This is a genomic window from Brevibacillus daliensis (assembly GCF_021245735.1).
In the GTDB taxonomy this organism is placed as follows: domain Bacteria; phylum Bacillota; class Bacilli; order Brevibacillales; family Brevibacillaceae; genus Brevibacillus_B; species Brevibacillus_B daliensis.
In genome coordinates this window covers 544,377-570,205 of record NZ_JAJISB010000001.1, presented here as the reverse complement: position 1 = coordinate 570,205, position 25,829 = coordinate 544,377, and the positions used below count along the sequence as shown (strand labels likewise).

Below are 25,829 nucleotides of genomic sequence, written 5' to 3'. Positions count from 1 at the left end.
TTTGCTTGATTATATTCGTATGGTGGAACAATACCGAATTTATTGATCTTTTAATCATAATCAGATTTGGAAATGGTACGAGAATCAGAGTTGTCATTAGAACCAGAGCCAGGGTCAGAAGTAGGACCAGGGTCAGAAGTAGGACCAGGGTCAGAAGTAGGACCAGGGTCAGAAGTAGGACCAGGGTCAGAAGTAGGACCAGGGTCAGAAGTAGGACCAGGGTCAGAAGTAGGACCAGGGTCAGAAGTAGGACCAGGGTCAGAAGTAGGACCAGGGTCAGAAGTAGGACCAGGGTCAGAAGTAGGACCAGGGTCAGAAGTAGGACCAGGGTCAGAAGTAGGACCAGGGTCAGAAGTAGGACCAGGGTCAGAAGTAGGACCAGGGTCAGAAGTAGGACCAGGGTCAGAAGTAGGACCAGGGTCAGAAGTAGGACCAGGGTCAGAAGTAGGACCAGGGTCAGAAGTAGGACCAGGGTCAGAAGTAGGACCAGGGTCAGAAGTAGGACCAGGGTCAGAAGTAGGACCAGGGTCAGAAGTAGGACCAGGGTCAGAAGTAGGACCAGGGTCAGAAGTAGGACCAGGGTCAGAAGTAGGACCAGGGTCAGAAGTAGGACCAGGGTCAGAAGTAGGACCAGGGTCAGAAGTAGGACCAGGGTCAGAAGTAGGACCAGGGTCAGAAGTAGGACCAGGGTCAGAAGTAGGACCAGGGTCAGAAGTAGGACCAGGGTCAGAAGTAGGACCAGGGTCAGAAGTAGGACCAGGGTCAGAAGTAGGACCAGGGTCAGAAGTAGGACCAGGGTCAGAAGTAGGACCAGGGTCAGAAGTAGGACCAGGGTCAGAAGTAGGACCAGGGTCAGAAGTAGGACCAGGGTCAGAAGTAAGACCAGAGTCAGAAGTAGGACCAGGGTCAGAACTGAAATTAGTATCAAAAATATCATTCGAATCTGAATGAATCGAGGAATCCGTTACAACACTAACTTCAAAATCTTGTCCTTCACCGGGGAGACTAGGTTGCAGGGTATCGATCTCTTTCAGATGAGGCTGGAGATCTTGATGAACGCGAATCAAGCCCCAAACCCCCAATTCCAGATGCCATCGAATATTACCTGATCGATATAAATAATCTCCAGGGAACTTAAAAAGTCCGCCAGCACCGCCAATTAATTCTGCATCTAGCTTGCTTCCAGGAACATTTTGCCCTTTTACGGATCTTATTTCAGAATGAACATCATTTTTATCCGATCTCCAAATATGACCGTGTATATGGAAGGTATGCGATCTTCTACGCTCAGAAGGCATAATCATTCGTACCGTTACGGGATCGCCCACATATGCTTCAAACACAGGAGTAGCAGGGTCACCAAAAACAGCGGAGCTAAAAGCGTCTTTTATGTCTGCGAGCGGTCTGCCACGCATCCGGTTTTGCAAACGTTCAGAGCGATAGTTAAACCCTCTGGAACCCTGATCGTAGGTATCCACTTCTTCAAATGGTTCAACAGATGGAAATACAAATGACGGATCAATAATCAGGTTATCGTTTGTATCAAGCAAACGAACGCCGTCATGCATTAACAAGACAAATTCCCTGGTCGTAGGCAAATATGGGTTAACAAGAACGACACTTGCCCCTTTTTTTACAGGATACAAGGTTTGAGGATCGAGATATACAGTAAAACGAGGCTCTGCAATAAACGCTCCAAAAGAACCATGATGACGATGGTTACGTAAATCTGCTACATCCCACATATTAATAGCCCCATGAGGTAGGTCAACGTACCATTTATAAGTGATCGTTTCACCTGGAGCAATTGTTTGGTCATGATTAAATCCAACGGTATCCCCGCTTGATGTTTTTACATCGAAAGCAAGTAATTGAGGGTGAAGGGATATGCGTAAGGATGGTGGGAAAAAAGCTTCATCCTTGACTGCGGGATAGCCATGCCTGCCATCAATCACATGCCCTTCATCAGCCAGCAAGTTTGTTAAAGTAATCTCTACGCAATCCCCGGCATTGGCGCGTATCACCAATGGTTCTGGATTCATACTGCCATTCAGGATATCGGGTACATCATCTTCAAAGGCAAAGATGATACCAAACGGATCATGATCATTAAAATTGTTATAGACGATATTCGTTTGTAGGGCAACCACATTAAATTTGCGAACGTGAGCTACCTCAGGACATACGAATCCCTTGTCTACCGCTTTTGGTGGCGGATATCCTGTTTTCTTGGGCAAAGGTTTTTTTCGTTTTGGAGGACGCGGGCGATCTTTTAGCGGGATGAGATCAGGTACTTTTTGTCCATAGGCACGAATCAAGCCCCACAGTCCTGTCCATGCATCTTCAACATCTTCGTAGCAATAGAGATAGTCTCCATCTCGGGGAACAAAGGTTTCAATCGTAAACGATTCTGCAATACCGATGTGTTGAGATGCCACGAAATCAGAGTCTTGGTCTCTTCGCTCATTTTTCCAACTTATCCCATGAATGTTGAGAACATGTGATTCTTCCTGAGCCCCTTGCAGCATTCTGATACGTATAGGGTCGCCTGCATAGGCACGTAATATAGGAGTAACAGGATCACCATGTACAAAGGAGCTAAATACATAGGCTGTTTCGTCTCCCGGACCAACTCTGAACTTCATCGGTTCATTCTTGTAGTTGACACCGAACATACCGGGATCGTCATCAGAACCTGGAAAGTCCGGTTCTTCAATGGGATTGCCAGCTTTATCGAATAATAAAGTAAAATCTTGTACGAACAACGTATAATCTCGATAATCAGGAATAAGTGGATTGGTTACAGTGATTTGTGTGCCGCCTCTTGTGCGTTTTCCAGTAGTTGAGTCGAAAAATCTGGAGAAGCGGGGATGAACCACGACGCCAGCAAATAAACCATGCTGCTGATGTGAATTAGGGAAAAGATGGTCATGCCAAAAAGTAGCTTTTAATTCTACATCTGCAAACCATTCATAACGAATAGTTTCTCCAGGAAGGGCACTGGTATCGTAGTTCCAGCCTACATTAGCTCCATCTGAACATAATACATCGAATTTAACGAAGTGGACGTGCATGCCGGCTTCATAAGTGCGAGTAACTAGCTGGAATGCAGTACCAGGTAAGACGTTCGGCAATCGATTGGTAAAGTTAATCCGGATACAATCTCCCGCATCTGCATGAAAAACAAACGGTTCAACTTCCTTCCGACCAGCTAAGATGTCTTCAATATCCTCATCAAATACGTAAACTCTGGCATATGGGTCGTTCCAGCCTTGCTTGTTATATACAACTGGAATTTGAATCGCAGAAATATTGACCTCTCTCGTAACGGGGTTACCCAAGCAGGAATCTGCAAAAACAGCTCCAGGTCTTGCACGAGGGACAGCTGCGTTCTTTTCAAGTTCGGTCATTTTTCTGCCACCAACGAGACCTAGTGGTGGACGGGGTGCTTTAAACCCAACTTTTCCTGGAATGAAGTTAGGAAAACCAGGTTTCTCTGGTGTAGGACGAGGTGGGCAGGGTCGATCAGGTAGAGGTTGAAGTTGCTCAATCCTCATTCCATTCGGGTAACATTGAGTACCATCCTGTAGTGTGTCAAATATACGATTCATTCCCCACATTCCTTCGTCAAAGTGAGGATAAAGGTGGCAGTGAACGATTACATCTCCAATAGCGCCCTGTAAACTGCCCAGACCATATAAAGGTTCAACCGTATAATGATTCTGAGGACCAATTGCCTGAACGTCCAGGATATTGGATTCAAGATCAGAAGGCTCTGCAAACCATTGATGAACATGGTAGTGGAAGGTATGAGTCTCCTTAGTACCGCCGTGTATTAAGCGGATTTTGGCGGGATCACCTCTATACCCACGTAGAATAGGGGTGGCAGGATCACCAAATACCCAAGAATCATGGTGTACTTCTTCTCCTTCACAGTCCGGGCATACAACCCCTTCCTGAACTAACCTTAATCGGTTACGCATTGGCTCAGCACGATAATTGACTGAAAACGTAGAGGATGGCTGGAAGGTGTGGGGATTTAGTGGATTATTCCCCGTCAAGTCTTTCATTTCTAGCTCATCTCCGAAGAACCAGGCATATTCACGAAATGAAGGCAACAATGGATTGTGAACATCCGCATATACGCCACTATTAAGTGGACCACCTGTTACAGGATCAGTCCATGTTGATCCCATACGCTGTACAAGCAATGCGCCAAACAAACCGTGAACATTGCTTCCTTCTTCTGTACTAAGTACGTTACCAAGATCAGAGAAGAAATGAATTCCTTCTTTGACAACTTGCAGACGGTAAATGATTTCACCGCCTGGAGGGACGGTCGTATCGGGATTTAAGCCAGCAAATGCACCATCTGAAGTAAGTATGTCATACTGTGCTTCTTGAAAATGCATACCAGCATTCAGATCCAACTGATTTTCAAACTTAATTTCTACTTCATCACCTACGTTTGCACGAATCACTAGAGGCTGAACTAATTCAACAGGAGTGAATGGCTTTTTGCTTATAAGAAATTTTACTTTTTCCTCATTTTCCTTTAATACATACATCAGACCATTTGGATCATGATCTCCGAAGTTGTTGTAAACGATGCGTACTGATATCGCGACAACATGATAGGAACGCTTCACGTTAGTAATACCTCCTGCCTCCGTTGTGTCATCACACCGCTGTTAACGTAATTTAGGAATTTTGAAGTTGTCAGATTCAATGAAATAAACATTAATTGTGTCCATATGAATGTACCAAATACGATCTTCCAGCTCGATGGTGGGCATTATCTCCACTTTTACTTCGACAAAATCCTCAATGACAGATAGGATCTTTCCAATGAACATAGATGGGAATTGTGCAGTTAATAATAATACTCTTTTGCCAATCGCCTCACGCAATTCATCGTGAAAGGCTGCCTGGCGTTCAGGACTGGGGTCCGTGAAACTGTTACGTGACTTTTTTGCCAAAGAAATAACCTCCTTTGTACTAGGTTAGTGGGAATACGATCGTACTATCAAATTCTGTAAAGGAAACTACTTTTTCTAATGGGAAACTGAGTGGAGTAGGGAAAACAAAATTGGGAGCGTTCACCATTTTAATCGTGCAGGGAGATAACGTAACAAACCCCATGTTAACTTCGATGATTGGTCCAACAAAGAGTGGGCGAAACGTCTGGCCTAAGATATTCAATTGTGATGCTTCGAGTGTAAGCAAAATCTCCTTATCTTCTGCCTTGAGTTCGTTGAGGATATCTACAATCGTTGTAATATCCATTCTTTATCCTCCTTTTACGCAATGTTATTCTCTGACTTATATTCGCTACCTCAAGCTGCTTTGCAAATTGAAAAAGTTTTTTGAATAGAAAGTTAGACAGAATCATCATTTTGTCAGGTGTCCAAACACCATGACTGATCCTGCCATACCATGCTAATAACTGAGTAAGAAAGTCCAAGGAGGATCAACAAATGGGAAAGACAGCGAAGCATTGTTTTCCGTGTCCACCTGTAATTCGAACCCCGCTATACCCTTCCCCAAACAGTAACTTGTCCCAAAGAAAATTAGACCAACAACAAAAATGTATTGAAGCAGCTAATAACTTACTTCAAGCATTAGGCAATCCTCAAGATCCAGAGAACACAAACGCACTTCGACTACATTTTCAATCCCTTCGTAACATGCTACTGCGAATTACCGTAGGGTGTGCGATGAAGAAAGAGTGCATCGGTGGATGTCTACAAGTAGCGGGAAGTGACTTTTTACAATTAATCGGGGAAAAAGGGAAATTAACCTTTGTCCAGTACGACAAAATTTGCTCGGTTGCAACAAAAGGGGATGAAGCAAACGAGAATGAGCAAGAACTACTTCACATTGATCCTTGTTTACGTGAAGCATTAGTATCTTCATTTGGCGAAGTTGTTTCACAAAGTCCATTTCTCATCAATATATTTTTTGGGATTCCGTTATTTCGCCAGTTAAAAAGTTTTATCGGCAGTGAGGTGGAAATTACATCGGTAATAGGAGATGTAATTAGAGGGACATTAGTTGCATCGGAAGAAGGACAGATAGAGGTACTACTTGACTGTAGTAACGATTTCGTCAATGTCAATTTGCAAGACATCTGTTTTCTTACTCTCGAAAGTAAGCCTGTGTCAATGAACACACACAAATGCCCTATCTTGATATAAGGGTATGCAATAAAATAGATAAACGTGCGGCTACTCAATCACTAGAGGTCAGCTACACGTTTATTTGTTTATTAGTGCCTTCATTTTGGCTAGTACGAAAGAAAAAAAGGTAGGACAAGCATCCTACCCGCAGCTTTCATCTCAATGTTTATAACGTTTGATTTTTACAATACGCGACTGGAAAATGGTTGTGACTTTGTCCGAATCCTTATTCGCTACATCGACAAAATCGGTGCCTACATCGCAGACTGTTCCTTTAATCTTTCGGACTTTTTCATCGCATAAATAATAGATTTTGACAGAAGAATTTTTATGACGGATTAAATTAAAATTGATATTCTTATCTAGACCAGCTAGACGTAAATGAATCAGATTTTGTGGCGGAGCGATTAAGGGAATACAACAGTCACCATTAACAAATAAACCATCACAACGCTGTTCTCGCACAGGACGAAGTTTTCTATTTAGTTTTGTCGTACTGGTACAAGATCGCTGATTATTCACTCCGTTACGAGGCATCTGACTACTCACACTTTTATGAGATTGGAACTTACCCATTAGATTCACTCCCTTGGTATGATGTCATTTAACCGTATCATGCCAGGGGTATGCAAAAAAGGGACAAAAGCTGATCTTATATCATGTAGCGGCATCTCTTTTACTTTTGCCTGTTAACAAACGTGCGAACAAGCTATAAATTCTCAGTGTCCGGATATCCGAAATTTCCGTTAGGGGGAGAGCAAGCTGTTTTCCGAACGAAGTAATGGTTAGAATGCCTTTTTTTGAGTTCACTACTTTTCCAATGATGATCTCACCATTCATACTGATCTTAACTTTTGTTCCCTTCCACGTCTGCATATTTGTCTCTAAGGTTTCTTCAAAAAATTGTTGGATCAAGACATCACGATTTGCTACGGTTTCACCGAATTGGGTGGATAATTTTCGTACTAATTCCTTGTCTATAGCCAGATGCTGATGCGTGTTCGGTATATCAGGTAGTCCATAGGGGATATTGGCAGAATGAATAGCGGAGAAAGGAATCCAAATACGATCGATAAAGGTAGTGAGAATGACGAAGTTCCTACCCACAACACTCACCTTTCCTATGGTGTGCAATACTTTTTCTCCATTTTTGGAGTACACTTCCACTTGTTGATTCCGCTTGTGTTTAAAAAATTTACGGAGGACCATCTCTTTTTTGCGATTAGGTAAGGCTTCTCCCAGTAAGAATAAATTATGCCCATGAATATACTGTTGGAGCATTTTCAGCTCTGAGGAGGGCAATTCACTGGCTGGCGAAGAAATGCCTTTACCTAACCTGAGATTTATTTGATTCTCCAGATCTTCTTTCTCTTCTTCCTGACTTTGTTTTTCTAAGAGTTCCCTTACATATTGGTCTAATCGTACTGAGGGTTGTTCCATGCCAACTAAACCTCCACCCTGTGAGTTTGATGAAATCTAGCGTATGAGATTAAACGGGGACATTCCTAAAAGGGAATACAGCTTCATCCAGCATTGTATATATAAACTGTATGAAGAAAGAGCAGTTTTTTTCCCAGTTGTGAAGAAAAAGGAGGTGTGACATGTACTGGATGGCATGGGTGATTTTTTTCAGTTATCTCATAACAGGCATGGGGGCTTTTCTCTATTTATTTAAATTTCGTCGTTTGATTGGCTACCATTTTGGAATGAATGTGGCAATGACAGCAAGTGGTGTCTTCGGATTAGCAACAGGTATCGTATTTAGTTATCTGTTTCCTGGTGAATACACTCTCTTAACTATCGTGACTACCGTATTAGCAGTGGCTATTGGTGTGGTTTTTGGAGCGCTTGTGGATTATCAGACTGTTATTACTGGAGTGAGTAGCGGAGTGATGCCAGGACTGATGGGACCAATGATAGGAATGATGGCTGATCAACAGGTTTTACTGATACTGTTTTGTACCGTGCTGTATTACGGATCGTTTGGATTACTTTGTTACTCTGTTCGTGCATAGTAAGATCTAAAAAAGAAGTAGCATAGAGTAGAAAAAAAGAGTCACCTGTAACGGAGACTCTTTTTTCATTTATTAGATAGGATAGATTTCACAGCGTTATCTATTCTTCTCCCTTTTTCATCGCCATCAGCATTTTTCTCATCTTCATCAGTTGTGTGTATTGATTACCAACAATCATTTTCGCCATCTTGCTGAGTTCCTCATTATTGGTATAATCCAGAATATCGGCTGCCATCTTTACTGCGCCTTTGTGATGAGGAATCATTTCTATCAAAAAGTCTTCATTTATATTCCCAGTTGGTTTTGTGGTTTCCATTCTTGTAATCATACGGCTGTAAGCTTTCTTATACCCTATTAGATATTCCGCCTCTTTTGCTTTATCGATGTGAGGTGTGCTCTTTAAACGATCTAACAGCGATTTCATTTCTACAACTTCTGCTTTTTGTTCATTTCTTATATTCGTTGCGATTTCTTTAAGTTGAGGATCGTTCCCATACGACAGGTAATTTTCCGACATACGAACGGCTACTTCATGGTGGGGGATCATCTCATACAGAAAATCAATCGTCGGGTCCCCAGTTACAGGAGCGTTTTCCATACCTGTTTTCATAGTCTGAAGTATTTTTTGATATTGCTTTAGATAAGCTTCTTCTTTAGAAGCGGGTGCAGCGTGTACATTCAAGCCCATCGTCAGCATGATAACAACAAGTAAGGCTGTAAGAGTAGAGCGTACGAATCGTTTCATGTCCAGTTTCCTCCTAATACAGTGTTTTTGCTTATTATTGTTTGGAAAAATGTAGAATTTATTCATGGACACTCCGGTAAGTGTTAATTTGCAACTTTGGAATATTTAGGTAAGATTAATGACAGAGAGGAGAATGTTATGAAACAAGATTTTATTTCCAATACGGTAACAAGCCCGGATGGAATGTGGAATTTTCGATTATTGGATCTACCTCAAGAAAATGTAGATGAAAAAGCTAACAAATAAGTTTGTAAACGAAAAAAAGAGTCAAAAGCAATCCTTGCCAGTTTGCTATTGATTCTTTTTATAATTTTGAAAAAAATAAAAAATAGATTGATTACATTGAAAAATTCTACTATTATTATAAAAAATAAAATTATCTTAAAAATTTGATAATAGAGAAGTCTACTTAACAGCGGAAAACCATACTTGGTATTTGTACACATCATGCTTTTATCAATAAACTAAATTTTTAGTCAATTTATAGAATATTGAAGAGGAGAGAATAATCATGCTATCAAAAAAAGCTTTCAAAACAGCATCCGCCTTGCTTCTCAGCAGTATGTTGGTTCTTAGTGGATGTGGAGGAAGTGGAACAGACAGTGGGACAAAGCCAACTACTAAAGGAACAGAAGCTGCCACGAATAAAGTCCTGAATATCGGTTTAAAAGCTGATCCTCCGAGTCTCGATCCATCTCAATCTACCGCTCTGGTAGATCGTTTTGTTCATAATAGCTTATATGACAAGCTTTTTGATATTAACGAAAAGGGTGAAATCATTCCGATGCTGGCTACTTCTTATGAGGTATCACCAGATGGGCTTACGTATACGCTGAAATTAAAAGAGGGTGTTACCTTCCATGATGGTACCAAGTTTGATGCCGAGGCAGCCAAATTTAATATTGATCGCTATCGTGCGGAAGACTCCAGACGTCGTGCTGAGTTAACATTTATTACGGATGTAAAGGTAGTCGATCCATTAACCATTCAAATTGTACTGAAAAAGCCGTTTGCTCCGTTACTATCTATTTTTACAGATCGCTCAGGCATGATGGTATCACCAGAAGCAGTTAAAAAATCTGGGAAAGACTTCATTAATAATCCGGTTGGTTCAGGCCCATTTGTCTTTGTAAAACAGGTAAAAGGCGATCAGGTAAATCTGAAAAAGAATGAGAATTACTGGAACGGAGAAGTAAAACTTGATGAGGTCAACTTCAAAGTATTTACCAACCAAAGCGCAGGTGTACAAAACCTTAAATCAGGAGCAATCGATATTCTTGATGAGGTTCCTGTTAAAGAAATCCCAGGGTTGAAAAATGATTCCAATTTTGAAGTCGTTTCTGCCGCTAACTATGGTTTTCAAGGTATATACATGAATATGAGTGCCGAGCCTTTTTCTAATAAGTATCTGCGACAAGCTGTAGATCGTGCCATTGACCGTGAAACAGTAATAAAAGTTTTATTTGACGGTTATGGTTTGCCAGCTAACTCTCCATTCTCGCCAGGTAACCTCGCTTACGGGGATTCTGACAAGGTGAAAAAGCCAGATCCAGAAGAGATTAAAGAATTGCTTGCGAAAGGTGGAAAGCCTGATGGTTTCTCCTTTACCCTGCAAATCGCAACTTCTCCAGCCAATGAACAATTTGGTGCTGTTCTACAAAATATGTTAAAGACGTATAACATTGATGTGAAACTAGAAAAAGTAGAATTCGGAGCTATGCTTGAAAAATCCGAAAAGGGTACCTTCGAGGCTACCCAGCTAGGTTGGTCAGGCAGGGTTGACCCAGACCAAAACATCTATGATTTTATGGTTACAGGGGCTCCAAATAATAAATCGCGTATCAATAACCCAGAGGTTGATAGATTAATCGTTGAGGCACGCAGTGAACTGGATAATACGAAGAGAAAAGCTCTTTATGATCAGGTAATGGCGATTCTGTATGAAGAAGCACCATATGTCTACATTTATCATAACTATGATAGATTTGGTATTTCCAAAAAAGTTAAAGGGTTCACGCACGTTCCAGACGGTTTGATTCGAACTGCAAAACTGGATAAAGAATAAGAAGCCTTCGTTTATCGTCAGCTACAAGACGAACCCCGTTATACACTACCGGGGTCTTTCTTCTTGTCCTCCTGTAATCATTGCAAAAATCCCGGAAAAAACACTTGTGACATATTTCACAAATTGTTCACTGCCTTCTATCAATTAACAAGTTATAATGAACATGTAAACAACATAACAACAGTATTAAATATAGTAAGTTTGTTACTCATCTTAGTTGTACACAGGAGGCATAACTATGAAAATAGCTGTTATTGGTTGCACCCATGCTGGAACTGCTGCAATTGTAAATGCTGCTAAACTATATCCAGAAGCTCAAATTACTGTCTATGAACGCAATGACAACATTTCTTTCTTATCTTGTGGAATCGCACTTTACGTAGCTGGAGTTGTAAAAGATCCCCAAGGATTGTTTTACTCTTCACCTGAGCAATTAGCCGAATTGGGCGTTACCACAAATATGCTACATGATGTGATCTCCGTTGATTCTGATAACAAAGTACTTCGCGTACGCAATTTGAACACGAATGAAGAATTCGAGGATACGTATGATAAGCTGATCGTTACAACAGGATCTTGGCCAATTATGCCAAACATTGAAGGAATCGACCTAGAAAATATTGTTCTTTGCAAAAACTATAACCACTCCAATACCATTATTGAAAAAGCCAAAAACGCCAAAAATGTGGTAGTGGTTGGCGCGGGTTATATTGGTATTGAATTGGTGGAAGCATTCGAGATGAATGGTAAAAATGTAACACTGATCGATAGTGAAGAACGTATCTTGAACCGCTATTTAGATAAAGAATTTACAGAGGTCACAGAAGCAGATTTGAAGTCACACGGTATAACGCTGCAATTGGGACAGACTGTTACCAAATTTAAAGGTACGAATGGAAAAGTCTCTAACGTTATCACGACAAAAGGTGAGTATGATGCAGACTTAGTAATCCTGTGCATTGGTTTTAGACCAAATACGGCACTTTTACAAGGACAAGTGGAAATGCTGGGAAATGGTGCAATTGTTGTAGACGAATATATGCGCACCAGTAAAGAAGATATTTATGCAGCGGGAGATAGCTGTGCAATCCGTTATAATCCAACTGGCCGACATGCCTATATTCCATTAGCTACTAACGCGGTTCGAATGGGTACCTTGGTTGCCAAGAATCTATTGGCCCCTGTCATGAAATATATGGGTACGCAAGGTACATCTGGAATAAAAATTTATGATTACAATATTGCATCTACAGGACTAACTGAACAGGCAGCTTCTGATCTGGACTTAAATGTGAAAACTGTCACAATCAATGATAACTATCGCCCTGAGTTTATGCCAGATTATGAACAGGTTTTGCTAAAAGTGTTATATGATGAAGCGACACGCCGTATATTAGGAGCCCAAATCATGTCGAAAGCGGACATGACTCAATCAATGAACACGTTATCGGTTTGTATTCAAAATGAGATGACAATCGATCAGCTTGGTTTTGTGGATTTCTTCTTCCAACCTCATTACAACAAGCCGTGGAATATTTTGAATCAGGCTGGATTACAAGCCAACTAGCATCGTAAGTATTTCAATAAGTAGTGTAAAAAAGAGTATCAGCAGATTATGTCATAGACATGATCAATGCTGATACTCTTTTTTCTGTGAAAAACGTCTTGACGTTTTTCATAAAATTGGATGTGACCGCTTGCGGTCCATCAAAACGGTCATGACCGTTTTAGTAGGGTTTGAATCGATTTTATACCAGAAAACGGTATGATGCAGTAATGTAGAAAGAACGGATCTAAGATACTACTCTTTTTCAAAATCATGCGAGTTTTTTGATGTAACAATATTTTTTTGAAAACACTGTAACATTTTTTCTCCTACGGGATCAAATATACACACGAAGCGAAGAGAGGAGGAGTTATGTCATCGTGTATTCAGAAATAAAGCAGGAGAACCCGGCTATTCACATGACAAAAGAAGCTGCCCTGGAAGTCATGATGAGAGAGTATGGTGACAAAATCATTCAGCTGGTATATCTCATCGTAAAAGACCGAAATATGGCAGAAGACATTACGCAGGAGGTTTTTCTGAAAGCCTACCGTGGAATAGATTCATTCCGTGGTGACAGCAATTTGAAAACCTGGCTGTATCGCATTGCTATTAACGAGTCCAAACAATATTTGCGATCCTGGTCATTTCGCCGTATCTTCTCTACCTTTAAAAAGGAAGAGACACCTAGCGATAGTAGTGAGCTTTACGTAGAAAAGAAGGTCATAGATAAAATGACCAAGGAGGCAATAGCGGAAAAAGTTATGGCTATGTCACCACAGTATCGGCAGGTTATTCTGCTCTACTATTATGAGGATTTATCCACAAAGGAAATCGCTGAAATATTAGAAGTATCAGGACAGGTAGTTCGCACTAAACTTCATCGAGCACGAAAGCAATTTAAGTTATTAGTAGAAAAGGAGGGGCTGGAATGGATGTAGATAAAGAGCTTCGTGAGTCGGTTCGGACAGGTAGTCATAACTCGTTGCAGGATGTGAGATTTACTCCAGAATTGGAAAATCGAATTCGCAACCAAGTAAAACAAAAAGGACGCAACTATAACAAATTGTACATAAGCACTGCTGCGGTGGCATGTCTTGTTGTGGGGCTTGTTGCCTGGACTTCGCCGTCATTAGGTCTTAAAGAAGGATTCCAACAATCGGTATCGGCTCTCTCGGAGCAAAAAACTAAGGTTCTTATAGAAAAAGCCCTGAAGCCACTACTAAAAGCAATTCCAGAATTAAGCAGTTACCAAGTAGAAATAAAGGAATCATCTGCTGACAAGATCGTAGTGATGCTTAAAGATACTAGTGCGACTGCTAGTGTAGCCATAAATACGGAAAGTGGTAATGTGGAAATATTTCAATGGTCAACAGGGGATGAGACAGATCAACACCCGTCAGAAAAAGTAGCACAGGAGAAAGCGACAGCTTTTCTAAAAAAGCTCCTTGGTGATGATAGTGAGAAATACAAACAGGTTGCTGTAAGTGAAATTAAGAGACCACAGAATGGATACTTGGTCTTCGATGTGAAAGGAATGTACGTCACTTTCCAACAGCTAAAAAACGGAGAGCTTGTTCCATTTTCTGATATAACGGTATGGGTTGATGGTGCAGGTCGTGTCGTCTCCTTTGGACAAATAAATAAAGAGGAGCAAAAGATGCTTACTGAACTTAGGGAAGTACTCCCAGAGTTAAATCCCAAGTCCGTATTAGTCAACAAAGCGTATATTACTTTTGATTTTCGCGGGCGATTTTTGATGTTGGAGAATACTGACAAGAAAGGTAGCAAAGTGATGATCAGCACGGAGGGAAAAGGAGATACCCTAACAAACTACCGTGTTGAGAATGAACGGGGTGAGGATACAGATTTTGCATGGACGTCTAATGCAATAGCAAAAGAAAAAGCAAATCAATTCTTGCAACACGTTCTCGGAGATGACGCGAAAAATTACAGAGAAACGACAGAAAGCGATACAATCTATTATACGCGCTACCATAATGGGATACCTGTTTTAGAAGACGATATATTTATTGGTGTAAACAAGGAGGGGCGAGTACTTGGGTATGACAAGAGAGTTAATTCGTACGATCTAGCCTCGCTACCTGACCCAGCAAAAGCGGTAGCGAAAGAGACAGCAGAAGCTGAGCTGGCTAAAAATATGAAACTACGTTACATTGAGCATGCAGTAATGAAACGTGACCCTGAAACAAGCAAAGAGCTGGAATTTAGACCGATTCTCGACTACACTCCAGCTGTATCTTTTATGCAAAGGGGTGAGGTACGTTCCCTTAACTGGTATATCGATGCGTCAACAGGAAAAATTCAGTATGGCTCTGGGAATAACGGAATGGATTACGACCGCCGTAATAACCACGATCCGATCAGTCTCAATCCACAACAATCAGTTGTAATCAAAACAAAGGAAGAAGCAGCACAATTCTTGAAAGAACAATCAGGTGTCAACCTGAACAATCTCACTTATGATGAGCAGGTAGATGAGTCTGCATGGAATGGAAGGAAGCAAAAAAGCTTTCATTGGGTGACAAATGATAATAAATGGTTTGAAGTTGTAACAGATTTTGCCACCGGGAGAGTTATTGAATATTGGATCCCACGAGCGGATACGAAAATTACTGTTTCCAAAGCGGATGCTTTAAAGGAAGCAGTACGCTTCCTGGAAAAACATGTTGATTCGGATGTAACAGAGGTACAAATCAGCCAGCTCATTGAACCCGGAGAGGCTAATCCTGTATGGAATGGGTCTTGGGGGTTCGAGTTCATCAAGAGTTATGAGGGGATACCTGTTCTCGAACAAGATCCTGATGAAGCCTACATGGTTTCGGTTGATCCATCCACAGGAAAAGTTGATAGATTCTATAACAGAACAGGAATGAAAAAGAAAGTTACTCTTCCTGATAAGCAAAACGTGGTTCCTGTACAGACAGCTGTAGAAGAATATCTGAGAGTACTACCACTTCAATTAACCTATACAATCAAGGGTGTTGAGAGAGAGAATTTGGAAGAGCCCATGTTAATTTACATCCCAACAAGTGATAAAGCACACGCTAATAAATATATCCATATCGATGCAGTTACCGGCAAGGCAGTAATCCGGTAATTGTCTATAATAAACCCGAATAAAGGACTTTTTTTAAGCCCATTATTCGGGTTTTACGATTGAATGGCTACTTTCTTCTTCTGTTCATCATCCATATCCAGCCGACGATTACACCTGTAACTACTCCAATGATGATCCAGAGGATAGAACTTCCTGATTGTGTATCTTCGCTAGAGGAATCTGATTCTACAGAGATTTCTGTTATCAGAGAAGGCTTCGTTCCATCACCTAGCTGAGCCAGGACTTCAGTAGCTTTGGAAGCTTCGATTGTACCGTCACAAAAAGATGTGAGCAAGATATCCTTTTTCTCCGTATCAGTTTTTGCATATACGAGGTAGGAATTGCCAATCTTGAAATCTACTCCGCAAGATTCTTCATGACCATTGTCATATACGATCAGTTGTGAGGGAGGATTACCTTTCCATGATTTCTCTACTACAAATACATTGGCATCGCTATCGGACATCGGGTGATTGGCGGGGAAAAAACTACCTTGCTTATTCTTTATATCTTTAGCTGTACCAACAAATACCGAATCTGCTTTTTCGAATTTCTCTGTTGGGGTCAGGCTAACACACGAGCAGGCATAGCTAGTAGAAGGAGTTACCACAAAAAGGCTCATGGCAACAAAGATAACGATCATACATCTAGTTAATAACCGGTTCATATTAATCCTCCTAAAGGTTATTTTCTGTGGATTTCTACGAACAGGTATATGTGTATCTTCCTAGTGCAATTGAATGAAGAGGGGATATTTGTAAAATTTTTGCAAGCTGTATAGGTTATTATATAAATGTTTGCTACAATAATGAAAGTCTGTTAATGCTGCTTATAACAACATACCATCTGACAAGACATAGAGCGTTAGAATGCTTCATAACGAGTAATTAAATGATAGAGGGATGATAGAATCATTTTTCTCGTAACGATTAATCAGAAGAAAACGTACAACATATAAGAGAACACGTTACCTCATGCATTTTTTACATCTATAACACGTATGTAAAACGTACGAACACTATAGTCGATAAAGGAGGAATTGTCGTGAAACGTTTAGCCATACTCACCGTTGCAGCATTATTATTACTAGCAGGTTGCGCACCGGATAAACCGACTACCGAACCCCCTGTAACTTCACCAGAAACAGGACAAACAGGAGAGCAACAGCCTGTCCAAGAGATTTCTAAGGTTAAATTGAATGAGAAATTTTTAGGAGAGCTTGCTACCAATGAAATACAAGGCTTCCCTATAGCAATTGGTGCATCTAAAGATGAGATTATGAAAAAATACGGGGCCGTTACAGAAACTAACTTCTATGAAGGTGGAGAATATCATGCTTTCGAGAAGCTGGATCAGGCTCTTTTGTTTTTTGATGGAAAAGAACGATTATACGCCATTGATATTGGATCTAAATATTTGAGTACGACAGACAGCCAAAATTTGAAAAAAGCTGTGGGTAAACCTGATTACGATGGCATGGATGACTCCACAGGAGGATATACAATTACGTATCAAGCAGGAGACAATAGTGTATTTATTTCCGCTGCAGATGACAAATCTCCCGTTGAGAAGATTCGTATTATCAATAAAAAGATGATTGAAGAGGCACCTCAGGAATTGTAGGCGAATGTCAAAAGCAACAAGGTAAGGGTGAACTGTGCTACCCGCCGGTATTCTTTTCATTATCAAAAAATGCCGGGCGTAACTAAGAAAATATGTACCTAATTGTACACATGCTGAATAACATGGGGGGAAGAACAATTACCTAAAGAGGTGAGAGTATGTACCCCCATTTTTATCCGGCCTATGGGGTGGTTCCTGTCTACAACATAGGTCCATCTGAGTTCAACCTAATTATTCCGATCCTCGAGGAATCGATAGCTGACGAGCGTGAGGATGAGTTGTTTTACGATAGCCTGATTGCTCTGGCTCCAACTCAACTGGAAAAGGAAGTCATAACTAGCATACGTAATGATGAGCGGAAGCATAGGCGATATCTAAGACAAATCTATAAAGAGTTAACGGGAAGAGATGCACCACCAGGAAAAGCAAACAGCTTTCAACCACCCGCAAGCTATCTAGAGGGTTTAGAAAAGGCATTACTTGGGGAACTACAAGCGTTTGAAAGATACCGTACTGTATATATGAATATTCCTGAGCGATATAAAAATATGATATTTGAGATCATGACAGATGAGCTAAAGCACGCAGGTTACTATAATTGGCTCTACGCAAAAAATAAATAACCAAAAGCAATCAGCCCTTACTTATGCTGATTGCTTCTTTTTTTGTTGTAAATCGGACCTTTTACGGACGTTGACCTTAAATAGCGGATAATCTATCATAAAATATAAAAAATACTGAAAAGTTATAGAGGAAAGTGATTGTTATGCAAATTACTGTTGGTTTTTTTGGTCCTCATGACTTATTACCCGAAATAATGGAGTTGTCCGACTCCTCTCCCTCTATTTGTCTTCGCGCTTTTGGTTATAAAGAGGTATCGGAAACACTCTCACTCGTACAGCAACATGCCGATTCTGTGGATGCATTACTTTTTGCTGGTCCAATTCCTTACCAAATTGGTCGGAGGGCAGCTGGCAAAGAGAAGCCCCTTTTATATTTACCACATGATGGTTCCAGTCTGTACCGTGCCTTTTTTCACATGCTAAAGAACAAGGGGCACTCTACAGAGTCATGGAGATTAAGTATTGATTTTCTTTACCGAAGTGAAATTGAAGAATACCTGTGTGATCTTGGAATAAATGCCAACAAGATTTATGTGAAAGATTACCACCAGGGGATGAGTATGGACGAATTTCTCTCCTTTCATCTGTCTCTGTGGGAAGAAGGAAAAATTGATGCGACGTTAACTTGTTCGACAATGGTTTATAGAGAATTAACGAATCGGGGACTTGCCTGTTACAGGGTTATCCCAACCAGGGTGAGCATGAGAAAAATGCTTCAACAAGCGGAACTGGAAGTCAAAAGCTTGCGGGTATCTAACTCTTATTTGGTTATTGTCATCATTCATGTCGATTGGATGACGAATCGCTTTAGTTCTGAGTATGACTGGCAACGAAAAAAATTGTTGGTGCAACAAATCCTGATTCAATTTGGGGAAGATATCCAAGCTACACTTAACTGGTCAAATAGCGATGAATTCTCCTTTATTACCACTCGTGAAGCTATGGCAAATGCAGCTGATTACCAAGATGTGAATAGGTTGATAGGGCGAATCATGCATGAGGCGCAGGTGACTACCTATGCGGGCATTGGTTTAGGCAGAACTGCTAATGAAGCTGAGAGAAGGGCTAGAGAGGCTTTACTTCAAGCGAGAACGTTTGAAGAGGGGAATTGTATTATTCTGATGCAGGAGGGATTGGTGCTTGGTCCACTTGGAAAAGATAGCCACTTATTGTACAGTGCCAGAAGTGACGATCCACACCGGTTGAAGCTTTCCAAAAATACAGGTTTGAGTGTCGGAACAATCAATAAATTGATCTCTTTACATGAGCATCTTAATGAAGCACATATTACTGCATTGGAGCTAGCCAATCATTTTAGTATAACGCATCGCAGTGCAAGAAGAATTTTGCATAAGCTAGAGCAAGCCCAGGTTGCAACTGTTGTGGGAGAAGAACAACCGATAGGTAGAGGAAGGCCGCGTCAATTATATAAGCTTGACTTTAACCAGGAGTAAAATATGAATAATACAGTTGAAAAGGAGAGGCGATATGCATGCTTGATGTCCTGATTCGGGGTGGAATGGTTTGTGATGGTACAGGAAATCCCTGGACTAGGCTTGATATAGGAGTAAAGGATGGAAGGATTGCGGTAATAGGCAAGCTTGAGGATAAGAAGGCAAAAAGAGTGATCCAAGCGGAGGGATTAGTTGTTGCTCCAGGTTTTATCGATCCTCATGTACACTCTGATCTACTCTGTACAAAACCTGATATTCATAAGATTAAGGTTTTACAGGGTGTAACGACGGAGTTATGTGGTCAGGATGGTATTTCCGTTGCCCCTATATCTCCGGCTACTAAGCTTAAGTGGCAACAACAACTAAAAGGATTGAACGGGGACATTGGTGATTGGCCATGGGAGACAGTAGATGAATACCTTTCGTTTATAGAAAATTCTGAAATATCAGGAAATATTGCATATCTAGTACCGCATGGAGCTGTACGGACCATTGCTATGGGATTCTCAGCAAGAGAAGCGACGCAAGAAGAAATCAAGATTATGTGTGAGCTAGTGGAAGAAGGGTTAAAACAGGGTGCCTTCGGATTTTCTTCAGGAATTCAGTATCCTCCATGTGTATACAGCAATAAGGAGGAACTAACAGCTCTTTGTAAGGTGACAGCTACATATGATGGATGTTTTGTTGTTCATATTAGGAATGAAAGCAACTACTCATTAGAGGCATTGGACGAGGTAATCGATGCTGCTCGGCAATCTGGTGTTCGACTGCATGTCTCCCATTTTAAAGTATGTGGTAGCATAAATCGGGACAAATGGCAGGAAGCCCTGCAAAAGTTGGACAATGCTAGAAATGAAGGCATTGAGGTTACGTTTGACCAGTATCCATATACGGCTGCTTCGACTGTTTTTCAATCTATCTTACCTCCTTGGATGCATGATGGAGGAACGGATGCCATGCTTAAACGTCTGGAAGATCAGCAGATTACTGACCAAGTAAAAATCGAAATGGAGGAAAATGGAGAATATGACAACCCTGTACGAAACAATGGGTGGAAAAAGATAGTAATCGCCTCTGTTCAAACCAGTCGTAATAAAGAGTGTGAGGGAAAAAGTGTGGCTACGATTGCTAAGGAAAGGGGATTGGAGCCTGCAGAAGCAGCATTTCAACTACTTCGTGAAGAAAAAGCAGCGGTCACTATGATTATTCACTGGGGAGAAGAGGAAGACATTTTGCAAGCTATGCAGCATCCGTTTCATATGGTGGGTTCTGACGGAGTTTTTGGTGGCAAACCCCATCCTCGTTTGTATGGGACTTTTCCACGTGTACTTGCACGGTATTCACGAGATATGCAGGTTTTCCCCATTTGGGAGGCAGTTCGTAGAATGACGAGCGCTCCTGCCCAACTATTACGACTTAAAGATCGCGGATTGTTAAAAGAAGGATATTGGGCAGACATTGTACTCTTTGACTGGAAAACTGTACAGGACAATGCTACATACGATGAGCCATTATTACTACCAACTGGAATTCCTTATGTCTTGGTAAACGGAGAAGTGGTGGTTGATCAATCGGAGTTTACACGAGTAACGGCTGGTCAGGTTATTCGTAGGGGGCAAGTGTGATGATGGAATCAGGAATGAGGTTGTTACAGATACAAGTTGGTAGGCTCTTGAAGGAAGTAGAGGGTGATTATGCAGTTGTTCTCCATGACCTTGCTTCTAATGAGAGGTGGGGTCACCAAGAGAAAATGCTGTTTACTGCAGAAAGTATTATTAAAATCCCGATCATGGCAGCGATTTTTCGTGCAGCTCATGAAGAACAGTTTCATCTTTCAGATTCGATTTTGGTACGAAGAGAAGATTTGGTCGGTGGCTCAGGGATATTACAGCATTTAACTGCACCTATGCATATATCTGTCTATGATTTGATTACCTTGATGATTATCCAGAGTGATAATACAGCCACGAATGTTTTAATTAATTCTGTTGGTAAAGAGTATATTTCCCAAACTATGCTTGAGCTAGAGATGGTAGATAGTACATTTACTCGGAAGCTCATGATATTTCCTGTAACGGAACCCGAGCCCAACATGATCACAGCTGCCGATGTTTCTTCGGCATTATTACGAATTGTGAAGGGTCAATTTATTTCTACCCATGCGTGCGATCAGATGGTGCGGATTTTGAAAAAGCAACAATTTAGAGATGCCCTACCTTCACTTTTACCCGAGCAACATAGCGGGGTAATTGGCTCTTCAAACAATTGGGAACTGGCTCACAAGACTGGTTGGGATGAAGGGGTTCAACATGATGCTGGCATTCTTTACGCAGGGGGGAAATGTATCCTTATTACGGTTTTATCGAAGCAAGTAGACGTTAAAGAGTCAAGGCAGGTCATTGGACAGATTGGAAAAATGGTTTATCAGTATGCAACCTAAAACTTTTACAAGGGGGTATTCACTTGATTTGGAAAAAAACAATCACGTGCCTTTTAATCTCATTGTTTGTGCTTGGTACCATGGCAGGCTGTAGTTCTGAAACGCCATTAGCAAAATCGAATTCAATGACGCTGAAAGAAGGAACGTTTTCCTTTGCACTTAGCGGTTTGGCTCGCCCTTATAATTATATGGATAGTAACAACCAACTGACTGGATTTGATGTGGATATCGCGATGGAAGTCAGCAAGCGATTGGGTCTGAAAGGAGAAGCAGTGCAGACTCCCTGGGGCTCCATTTTACAAGGGTTAAAAGCTAACAAGTACGATTCAATTATCGGCGGAATGTCCATCACCGAAGAACGTGCTAAACAAGTTGACTTTTCTGAGCCGTATCTCACTATGAAGGCAGTCATGTTTGTAAATGAAAAGAATTCAAAAAATATCAGCTCTAAAGAAGATTTGAATGGAAAAGTTGTTGGTGTGGTCACTGCCTCCACATACAAAGATTTAGCGGTTGAACTGGTTGGACCTACTGGACAAGTGAAGGAATATGAAAGCGATCTATTTGCCATGCAGGAATTGAAGCAAGAAGGACGTCTTGATGTTGTTATTACTGATTTTGGCGTAGGAATGGAAGCTGTCAAAGTAGGAAAATTACCAGCGAAAACAGTGGGAGAACCTTTATTCCTCGATCAATGTGGAATCCCAGTCCAAAAAGGGAATAAGGAGCTGTTGGATGCGATCAATAAGGCACTTCTTGATATGAAGGCGGATGGAACTTATAAAGAAATTAGTATGAAATATTTCAACGCAGATATTTCAGAGGGTCTGAAGTAACAGCTATTTGAAGATAAATGTAAGGGGGGAGCCAGGTGAGTGGTTTTATTCAACTGTTTCAGGAAACATGGCTAGGATTTTTAAAAGCAGCTTGGCTTACGGTAGAACTGACGGCCGTCTCTCTGGTGATTGCCATTGTAATCGGTCTGATATTTGCGTTTTTTCGCATATCTGATAACAAATTTCTAGTAGGAATTGCGAAATTATATATCACATTGATTCGTGGTACCCCTTTAATTTTGCAAATCATGGTTCTCTATTTTGGGATTGCCAAGGTAGTGTTGCTTTCTGATTTCTGGGCAGGAGCGCTGGCGCTGGCGGTGCATAGTGGAGCATATATCGCTGAGATTTTTCGTGGGACGATCCAGTCGATTGAAAAAGGGCAGATGGAAGCTGCGCGCTCACTCGGTATGTCGTACCCGATAGCGATGAGACGTATCATTTTGCCACAAGCTTTTAAACGTGCGATCCCGCCACTTGGCAATCAATTTATTATAGGTTTAAAAGATTCTTCCCTTGTAGGGTTGCTCGGCTTCCCTGAACTATATCTTTTGTCTCAATCTACCGCTGCCCGGACTTTCCTACAATTTGAAGCGTATGCAATTGCAGGTTTATATTATCTCGTATTGGTTCTGATTTTCACCTACATCATTAACCGATTAGAAACGCGGTTACATGTAGAAAAGGTAGGTGTTCGTACATGAGTTCGACAATGGTGAGCATAAATGACTTACACAAATCATTTGGCAGATTGCATGTGCTTAAAGGATGCGAATTACATGTAGAAAAAAATGAAGTGGTTGTATTAATCGGTGCAAGTGGCTCAGGGAAAAGTACGCTCTTACGCTGTGTTAACTTTTTAGAAATAGCTGAGCAAGGCACAATCATGATAGATGGGTTAAAGATCCAATCAGGAAAAGACGATCTAAACAAAATCAGAGAGCATGTGGGGATGGTTTTTCAACATTTTAACTTGTTCCCACATCGAACAGTTTTGGAGAATATTACGGAGGCGCCCATCTACGTAAAAAAAGAGAGCAAAGAGAAGGCAATTAACTATGCCAGAGAATTACTTGAAAAAGTAGGACTTCTAGAAAAGGAGCTTTGCTACCCTCATCAACTCTCGGGTGGTCAACAGCAACGAGTTGCCATTGCTCGTGCCTTAGCGATGAAACCTAAAATCATGCTGTTTGACGAGCCTACTTCAGCACTTGATCCAGAGTTAGTAGGCGAAGTTTTAACTGTAATGAAACAACTGGCTAAGGATGGGATGACCATGATGATCGTAACCCATGAAATGGGGTTTGCTAAAGAAGTTGCAGATCGGGTTATTATGATGCATGATGGGACGATTATCGAGCAAGGTCCACCACTAGAACTATTTGAACGACCGCAACATGAGCGGACACAACGATTTTTAAATCAGATATTGAAATAAGTGAGTACGCCTGATCTGGTAAATGGATCAGGTTTTTTCATAATTTTTTGGAGCATGAGCCCCTAATTTTATTGGTAAAAACGTTGTATGAAGGCAAATATTCGTAAGCAGATTTTTATTGATGACTACTGTAGTGGGCAGGCAGAAGAAGCACATTTTTTGTCTGCAAACTCGTTAAGGTCCAGCGAGGGAGTGAATTCTGTCCGCTACACAGTAAAGAGTGCGGAAAGTGCAAAAAGAAGCCATTCAACGATGTGTTTCATGGGTTGCACTTTTTAACCCGCACTCTTTACTGTGTAGCTAGGGAGGACCTTAAATAGTTCTGGACAAAAAATGTGCTTCTTCTGCAAACGGCTTCAGTGGAAAAACACGAACAATCACAACAGCATGAAAAACCAGCTTCTCTTTTCACACAGAGCGACTTGGCGAAGCCCATCCTAGCGGAGCACTCTTTATCGGGAAAAAGAAGCGAGACCAAGCAAGTCTTACAGTGAATACATCGTTTTTGAGCTTCCCCGATAAATAGTGCGGAGCGGACAGTCTAATCCCTTGCGGGGCGAAGACTTTAGCGAAGGGTGAAAAGAGAAGCTGGTTTTCTCCACTATTGCAGGAAGAAAACCAGCTTGTTTTTTTCTTACTAATCCGAATAATTATGGGTTAAAAAATTGCTTCATAGAACCTTTGCCATCTTCTACTTCTATTTCAGCATACGCCCCATTAATCAAAGTTATTTGTGGTGGAACATGTCCACAATCAATATCATAGATGATTGGTATCTGTAATTCCTCGGATAGTTCTTTGTAAATATCCTCCACTGTATAGTTGTCGATAGATTGATTTGCAGGGCTTCTACCAAATATAAGACCTGTACAATTATCAAACCATCCTGCTAATTTCATTTGAACTAAAGACCTACGTAAATCGGTTGTTGTCAGTTCACAATTTTCGAAAAACCACAAGATGGGTTCATTATTTATCTGGTAATTTTGGAAATGTTGCAAATTACCGAACGGGGTGCCTATCAAATGTCTGATCACATCTATACAACCACCAAGTAAGCGACCTTGTATTTTTACATTCGTATTTGAAATAACCTTCCAACAAGTTTGTTCTGTTAAATGAAAGACACATAGCGAAGGATCAGAGTGATTCCATTCCTTCTGATAGTATAGCGATGAATGCTGGAGGATTGATTCACCAGTTTTAGTTGATAAGACAGATTGCCACATTGCTGTTGTATCATCAGAAAATTCTCCTCTTAACTCAACTAGATTCGTACCATGAGCAGTTGCTATGCCTGTTTGTAAGGTGATTGCTAACAATAAAGCGCTTATATCTGAATATCCCAATATCCACTTACTCTTTATATTTTCAAAATCAATGTATTCAAGTATCTCGATTAATAATTCTCCGCCCCAAGGAGGAATGATAATATGGATGTTATCATCTTGCATCATATCATTGAATTCAGTAGCACGTATTTTGGCTGGCGATGACTTTGCCTTATCTTGAGTCCAAACTGTTTCACCACAAATAACACTGAATCCCTTCGTCTTCATACGGCTACATGAAAGTTTAATTAAATCATGTAATTCCACTTTAACCCCAGACGAGGGTGCTGTAATACCTATGGTTGCTCCTTCTTCTAAAATCGGATATCTAATCATGCAAGTTCCCCTTTCACAATTTTCATTAGTTTACTGGGTAAAGGCATGTGAAGCAATATTTTTCTATAAAAATGACA

Annotated in this window: 22 protein-coding genes; 14 read left to right on the top strand and 8 right to left on the bottom strand. The window is 40.9% G+C overall.

The window, feature by feature from the left end; genetic code table 11:
* Nucleotides 1–50 precede the first annotated feature (50 nt).
* From LM917_RS02765 to LM917_RS02755, 3 genes are read right to left on the bottom strand one after another with little or no spacing between them, the layout of a single operon-like run.
* Nucleotides 51–4,649, bottom strand: a complete 4,599-nt coding sequence (locus LM917_RS02765) for a multicopper oxidase domain-containing protein (protein ID WP_309241917.1) — start codon at nucleotides 4,647–4,649, stop codon at nucleotides 51–53.
* A 42-nt stretch (nucleotides 4,650–4,691) separates the two neighbouring features.
* On the bottom strand, nucleotides 4,692–4,979 hold the full coding sequence (locus LM917_RS02760) for a hypothetical protein (protein WP_232695920.1): 288 nt from the start codon (nucleotides 4,977–4,979) through the stop codon (nucleotides 4,692–4,694).
* Between the two features lie 19 nt (nucleotides 4,980–4,998).
* Entirely contained in the window at nucleotides 4,999–5,286 is a 288-nt protein-coding gene (locus LM917_RS02755) for a hypothetical protein (protein ID WP_232695919.1), read from the bottom strand.
* 191 nt (nucleotides 5,287–5,477) lie between these two features.
* Between LM917_RS02755 and LM917_RS02750 the strand changes: the two genes are divergently transcribed.
* Nucleotides 5,478–6,197: a hypothetical protein gene (locus tag LM917_RS02750; protein ID WP_232695917.1), complete on the top strand. Its 720-nt coding sequence runs from the start codon at nucleotides 5,478–5,480 to the stop codon at nucleotides 6,195–6,197.
* 141 nt (nucleotides 6,198–6,338) lie between these two features.
* Here the strand turns inward: LM917_RS02750 and LM917_RS02745 are convergent, their stop codons facing one another.
* Together LM917_RS02745 and LM917_RS02740 are read right to left on the bottom strand one after the other, a co-directional pair.
* Nucleotides 6,339–6,755: a hypothetical protein gene (locus LM917_RS02745; RefSeq protein WP_232695916.1), complete on the bottom strand. Its 417-nt coding sequence runs from the start codon at nucleotides 6,753–6,755 to the stop codon at nucleotides 6,339–6,341.
* Nucleotides 6,756–6,836: 81 nt separating this feature from the next.
* Complete coding sequence (locus LM917_RS02740; RefSeq protein ID WP_232695915.1) at nucleotides 6,837–7,619, bottom strand: hypothetical protein; 783 nt, start codon at nucleotides 7,617–7,619, stop codon at nucleotides 6,837–6,839.
* A 161-nt stretch (nucleotides 7,620–7,780) separates the two neighbouring features.
* Between LM917_RS02740 and LM917_RS02735 the strand changes: the two genes are divergently transcribed.
* The gene (locus LM917_RS02735; protein ID WP_232695913.1) at nucleotides 7,781–8,194 is read left to right on the top strand and encodes a hypothetical protein; all 414 of its coding nucleotides are present in this window, start codon (nucleotides 7,781–7,783) and stop codon (nucleotides 8,192–8,194) included.
* A gap of 100 nt (nucleotides 8,195–8,294) precedes the next feature.
* On the opposite strand, the gene LM917_RS02730 is transcribed toward LM917_RS02735, so the two are convergent.
* A complete protein-coding gene (locus tag LM917_RS02730; protein WP_232695911.1) occupies nucleotides 8,295–8,939 on the bottom strand; it encodes a DUF305 domain-containing protein in 645 nt (214 codons plus the stop codon).
* Nucleotides 8,940–9,450: 511 nt separating this feature from the next.
* Here LM917_RS02730 and LM917_RS02725 point away from each other — a divergent pair.
* From LM917_RS02725 to LM917_RS02710, 4 genes are all read left to right on the top strand, one after another.
* On the top strand, nucleotides 9,451–11,004 hold the full coding sequence (locus LM917_RS02725; protein ID WP_232695910.1) for an ABC transporter substrate-binding protein: 1,554 nt from the start codon (nucleotides 9,451–9,453) through the stop codon (nucleotides 11,002–11,004).
* Between the two features lie 238 nt (nucleotides 11,005–11,242).
* Complete coding sequence (locus tag LM917_RS02720) at nucleotides 11,243–12,571, top strand: FAD-dependent oxidoreductase (RefSeq protein ID WP_232695909.1); 1,329 nt, start codon at nucleotides 11,243–11,245, stop codon at nucleotides 12,569–12,571.
* 359 nt (nucleotides 12,572–12,930) lie between these two features.
* The gene (locus tag LM917_RS02715) at nucleotides 12,931–13,491 is read left to right on the top strand and encodes a sigma-70 family RNA polymerase sigma factor (RefSeq protein WP_232695908.1); all 561 of its coding nucleotides are present in this window, start codon (nucleotides 12,931–12,933) and stop codon (nucleotides 13,489–13,491) included.
* Nucleotides 13,482–15,671, top strand: coding sequence for a YcdB/YcdC domain-containing protein (locus LM917_RS02710; RefSeq protein WP_232695907.1), 2,190 nt, complete (start codon nucleotides 13,482–13,484; stop codon nucleotides 15,669–15,671). Before LM917_RS02715 ends, LM917_RS02710 begins: the two co-directional genes overlap by 10 nt.
* 67 nt (nucleotides 15,672–15,738) lie before the next feature.
* Here LM917_RS02710 and LM917_RS02705 read toward each other — a convergent pair whose 3' ends face one another.
* Nucleotides 15,739–16,338 (bottom strand): hypothetical protein, encoded by a 600-nt coding sequence (locus LM917_RS02705; RefSeq protein ID WP_232695906.1) that lies wholly within the window; start codon nucleotides 16,336–16,338, stop codon nucleotides 15,739–15,741.
* Nucleotides 16,339–16,715: 377 nt separating this feature from the next.
* On the opposite strand from LM917_RS02705, the gene LM917_RS02700 reads away from it, so the two are divergent.
* The 8 genes from LM917_RS02700 (at nucleotide 16,716) to LM917_RS02665 (ending at nucleotide 24,085) form a co-directional block, all read left to right on the top strand.
* The gene (locus LM917_RS02700) at nucleotides 16,716–17,294 is read left to right on the top strand and encodes a hypothetical protein (RefSeq protein WP_232695904.1); all 579 of its coding nucleotides are present in this window, start codon (nucleotides 16,716–16,718) and stop codon (nucleotides 17,292–17,294) included.
* A 158-nt stretch (nucleotides 17,295–17,452) separates the two neighbouring features.
* The gene (locus LM917_RS02695; RefSeq protein ID WP_232695903.1) at nucleotides 17,453–17,917 is read left to right on the top strand and encodes a ferritin-like domain-containing protein; all 465 of its coding nucleotides are present in this window, start codon (nucleotides 17,453–17,455) and stop codon (nucleotides 17,915–17,917) included.
* Nucleotides 17,918–18,060: 143 nt separating this feature from the next.
* Complete coding sequence (locus LM917_RS02690) at nucleotides 18,061–19,371, top strand: GTP cyclohydrolase IIa (protein WP_232695902.1); 1,311 nt, start codon at nucleotides 18,061–18,063, stop codon at nucleotides 19,369–19,371.
* A 38-nt stretch (nucleotides 19,372–19,409) separates the two neighbouring features.
* Complete coding sequence (locus LM917_RS02685) at nucleotides 19,410–20,996, top strand: N-acyl-D-amino-acid deacylase family protein (protein ID WP_232695901.1); 1,587 nt, start codon at nucleotides 19,410–19,412, stop codon at nucleotides 20,994–20,996.
* Nucleotides 20,996–21,811 (top strand): serine hydrolase, encoded by an 816-nt coding sequence (locus tag LM917_RS02680; protein ID WP_232695899.1) that lies wholly within the window; start codon nucleotides 20,996–20,998, stop codon nucleotides 21,809–21,811. Before LM917_RS02685 ends, LM917_RS02680 begins: the two co-directional genes overlap by 1 nt.
* A gap of 23 nt (nucleotides 21,812–21,834) precedes the next feature.
* Nucleotides 21,835–22,647 carry a transporter substrate-binding domain-containing protein gene (locus tag LM917_RS02675; protein WP_232695898.1) on the top strand — a complete coding sequence of 271 codons (813 nt, stop codon included), beginning with the start codon at nucleotides 21,835–21,837 and terminating at the stop codon, nucleotides 22,645–22,647.
* A 47-nt stretch (nucleotides 22,648–22,694) separates the two neighbouring features.
* Complete coding sequence (locus LM917_RS02670) at nucleotides 22,695–23,351, top strand: amino acid ABC transporter permease (RefSeq protein WP_232695984.1); 657 nt, start codon at nucleotides 22,695–22,697, stop codon at nucleotides 23,349–23,351.
* A gap of 8 nt (nucleotides 23,352–23,359) precedes the next feature.
* Nucleotides 23,360–24,085 carry an amino acid ABC transporter ATP-binding protein gene (locus tag LM917_RS02665; protein ID WP_232695983.1) on the top strand — a complete coding sequence of 242 codons (726 nt, stop codon included), beginning with the start codon at nucleotides 23,360–23,362 and terminating at the stop codon, nucleotides 24,083–24,085.
* A gap of 650 nt (nucleotides 24,086–24,735) precedes the next feature.
* Here the strand turns inward: LM917_RS02665 and LM917_RS02660 are convergent.
* The gene (locus LM917_RS02660; protein WP_232695897.1) at nucleotides 24,736–25,752 is read right to left on the bottom strand and encodes a S66 family peptidase; all 1,017 of its coding nucleotides are present in this window, start codon (nucleotides 25,750–25,752) and stop codon (nucleotides 24,736–24,738) included.
* Nucleotides 25,753–25,829: the final 77 nt, after the last annotated feature.

Bases quoted from the DNA above. Each gene is read 5' to 3' on its own strand.
- LM917_RS02755 (WP_232695919.1), bottom strand. From the start codon at position 5,286: ATGGATATTACAACGATTGTAGATATCCTCAACGAACTCAAGGCAGAA.
- LM917_RS02750 (WP_232695917.1), top strand. From the start codon at position 5,478: ATGGGAAAGACAGCGAAGCATTGTTTTCCGTGTCCACCTGTAATTCGA.
- LM917_RS02745 (WP_232695916.1), bottom strand. From the start codon at position 6,755: ATGGGTAAGTTCCAATCTCATAAAAGTGTGAGTAGTCAGATGCCTCGT.
- LM917_RS02740 (WP_232695915.1), bottom strand. From the start codon at position 7,619: ATGGAACAACCCTCAGTACGATTAGACCAATATGTAAGGGAACTCTTA.
- LM917_RS02735 (WP_232695913.1), top strand. From the start codon at position 7,781: ATGTACTGGATGGCATGGGTGATTTTTTTCAGTTATCTCATAACAGGC.
- LM917_RS02730 (WP_232695911.1), bottom strand. From the start codon at position 8,939: ATGAAACGATTCGTACGCTCTACTCTTACAGCCTTACTTGTTGTTATC.
- LM917_RS02725 (WP_232695910.1), top strand. From the start codon at position 9,451: ATGCTATCAAAAAAAGCTTTCAAAACAGCATCCGCCTTGCTTCTCAGC.
- LM917_RS02720 (WP_232695909.1), top strand. From the start codon at position 11,243: ATGAAAATAGCTGTTATTGGTTGCACCCATGCTGGAACTGCTGCAATT.
- LM917_RS02710 (WP_232695907.1), top strand. From the start codon at position 13,482: ATGGATGTAGATAAAGAGCTTCGTGAGTCGGTTCGGACAGGTAGTCAT.
- LM917_RS02705 (WP_232695906.1), bottom strand. From the start codon at position 16,338: ATGAACCGGTTATTAACTAGATGTATGATCGTTATCTTTGTTGCCATG.
- LM917_RS02695 (WP_232695903.1), top strand. From the start codon at position 17,453: ATGTACCCCCATTTTTATCCGGCCTATGGGGTGGTTCCTGTCTACAAC.
- LM917_RS02690 (WP_232695902.1), top strand. From the start codon at position 18,061: ATGCAAATTACTGTTGGTTTTTTTGGTCCTCATGACTTATTACCCGAA.
- LM917_RS02685 (WP_232695901.1), top strand. From the start codon at position 19,410: ATGCTTGATGTCCTGATTCGGGGTGGAATGGTTTGTGATGGTACAGGA.
- LM917_RS02680 (WP_232695899.1), top strand. From the start codon at position 20,996: ATGATGGAATCAGGAATGAGGTTGTTACAGATACAAGTTGGTAGGCTC.
- LM917_RS02665 (WP_232695983.1), top strand. From the start codon at position 23,360: ATGGTGAGCATAAATGACTTACACAAATCATTTGGCAGATTGCATGTG.
- LM917_RS02660 (WP_232695897.1), bottom strand. From the start codon at position 25,752: ATGATTAGATATCCGATTTTAGAAGAAGGAGCAACCATAGGTATTACA.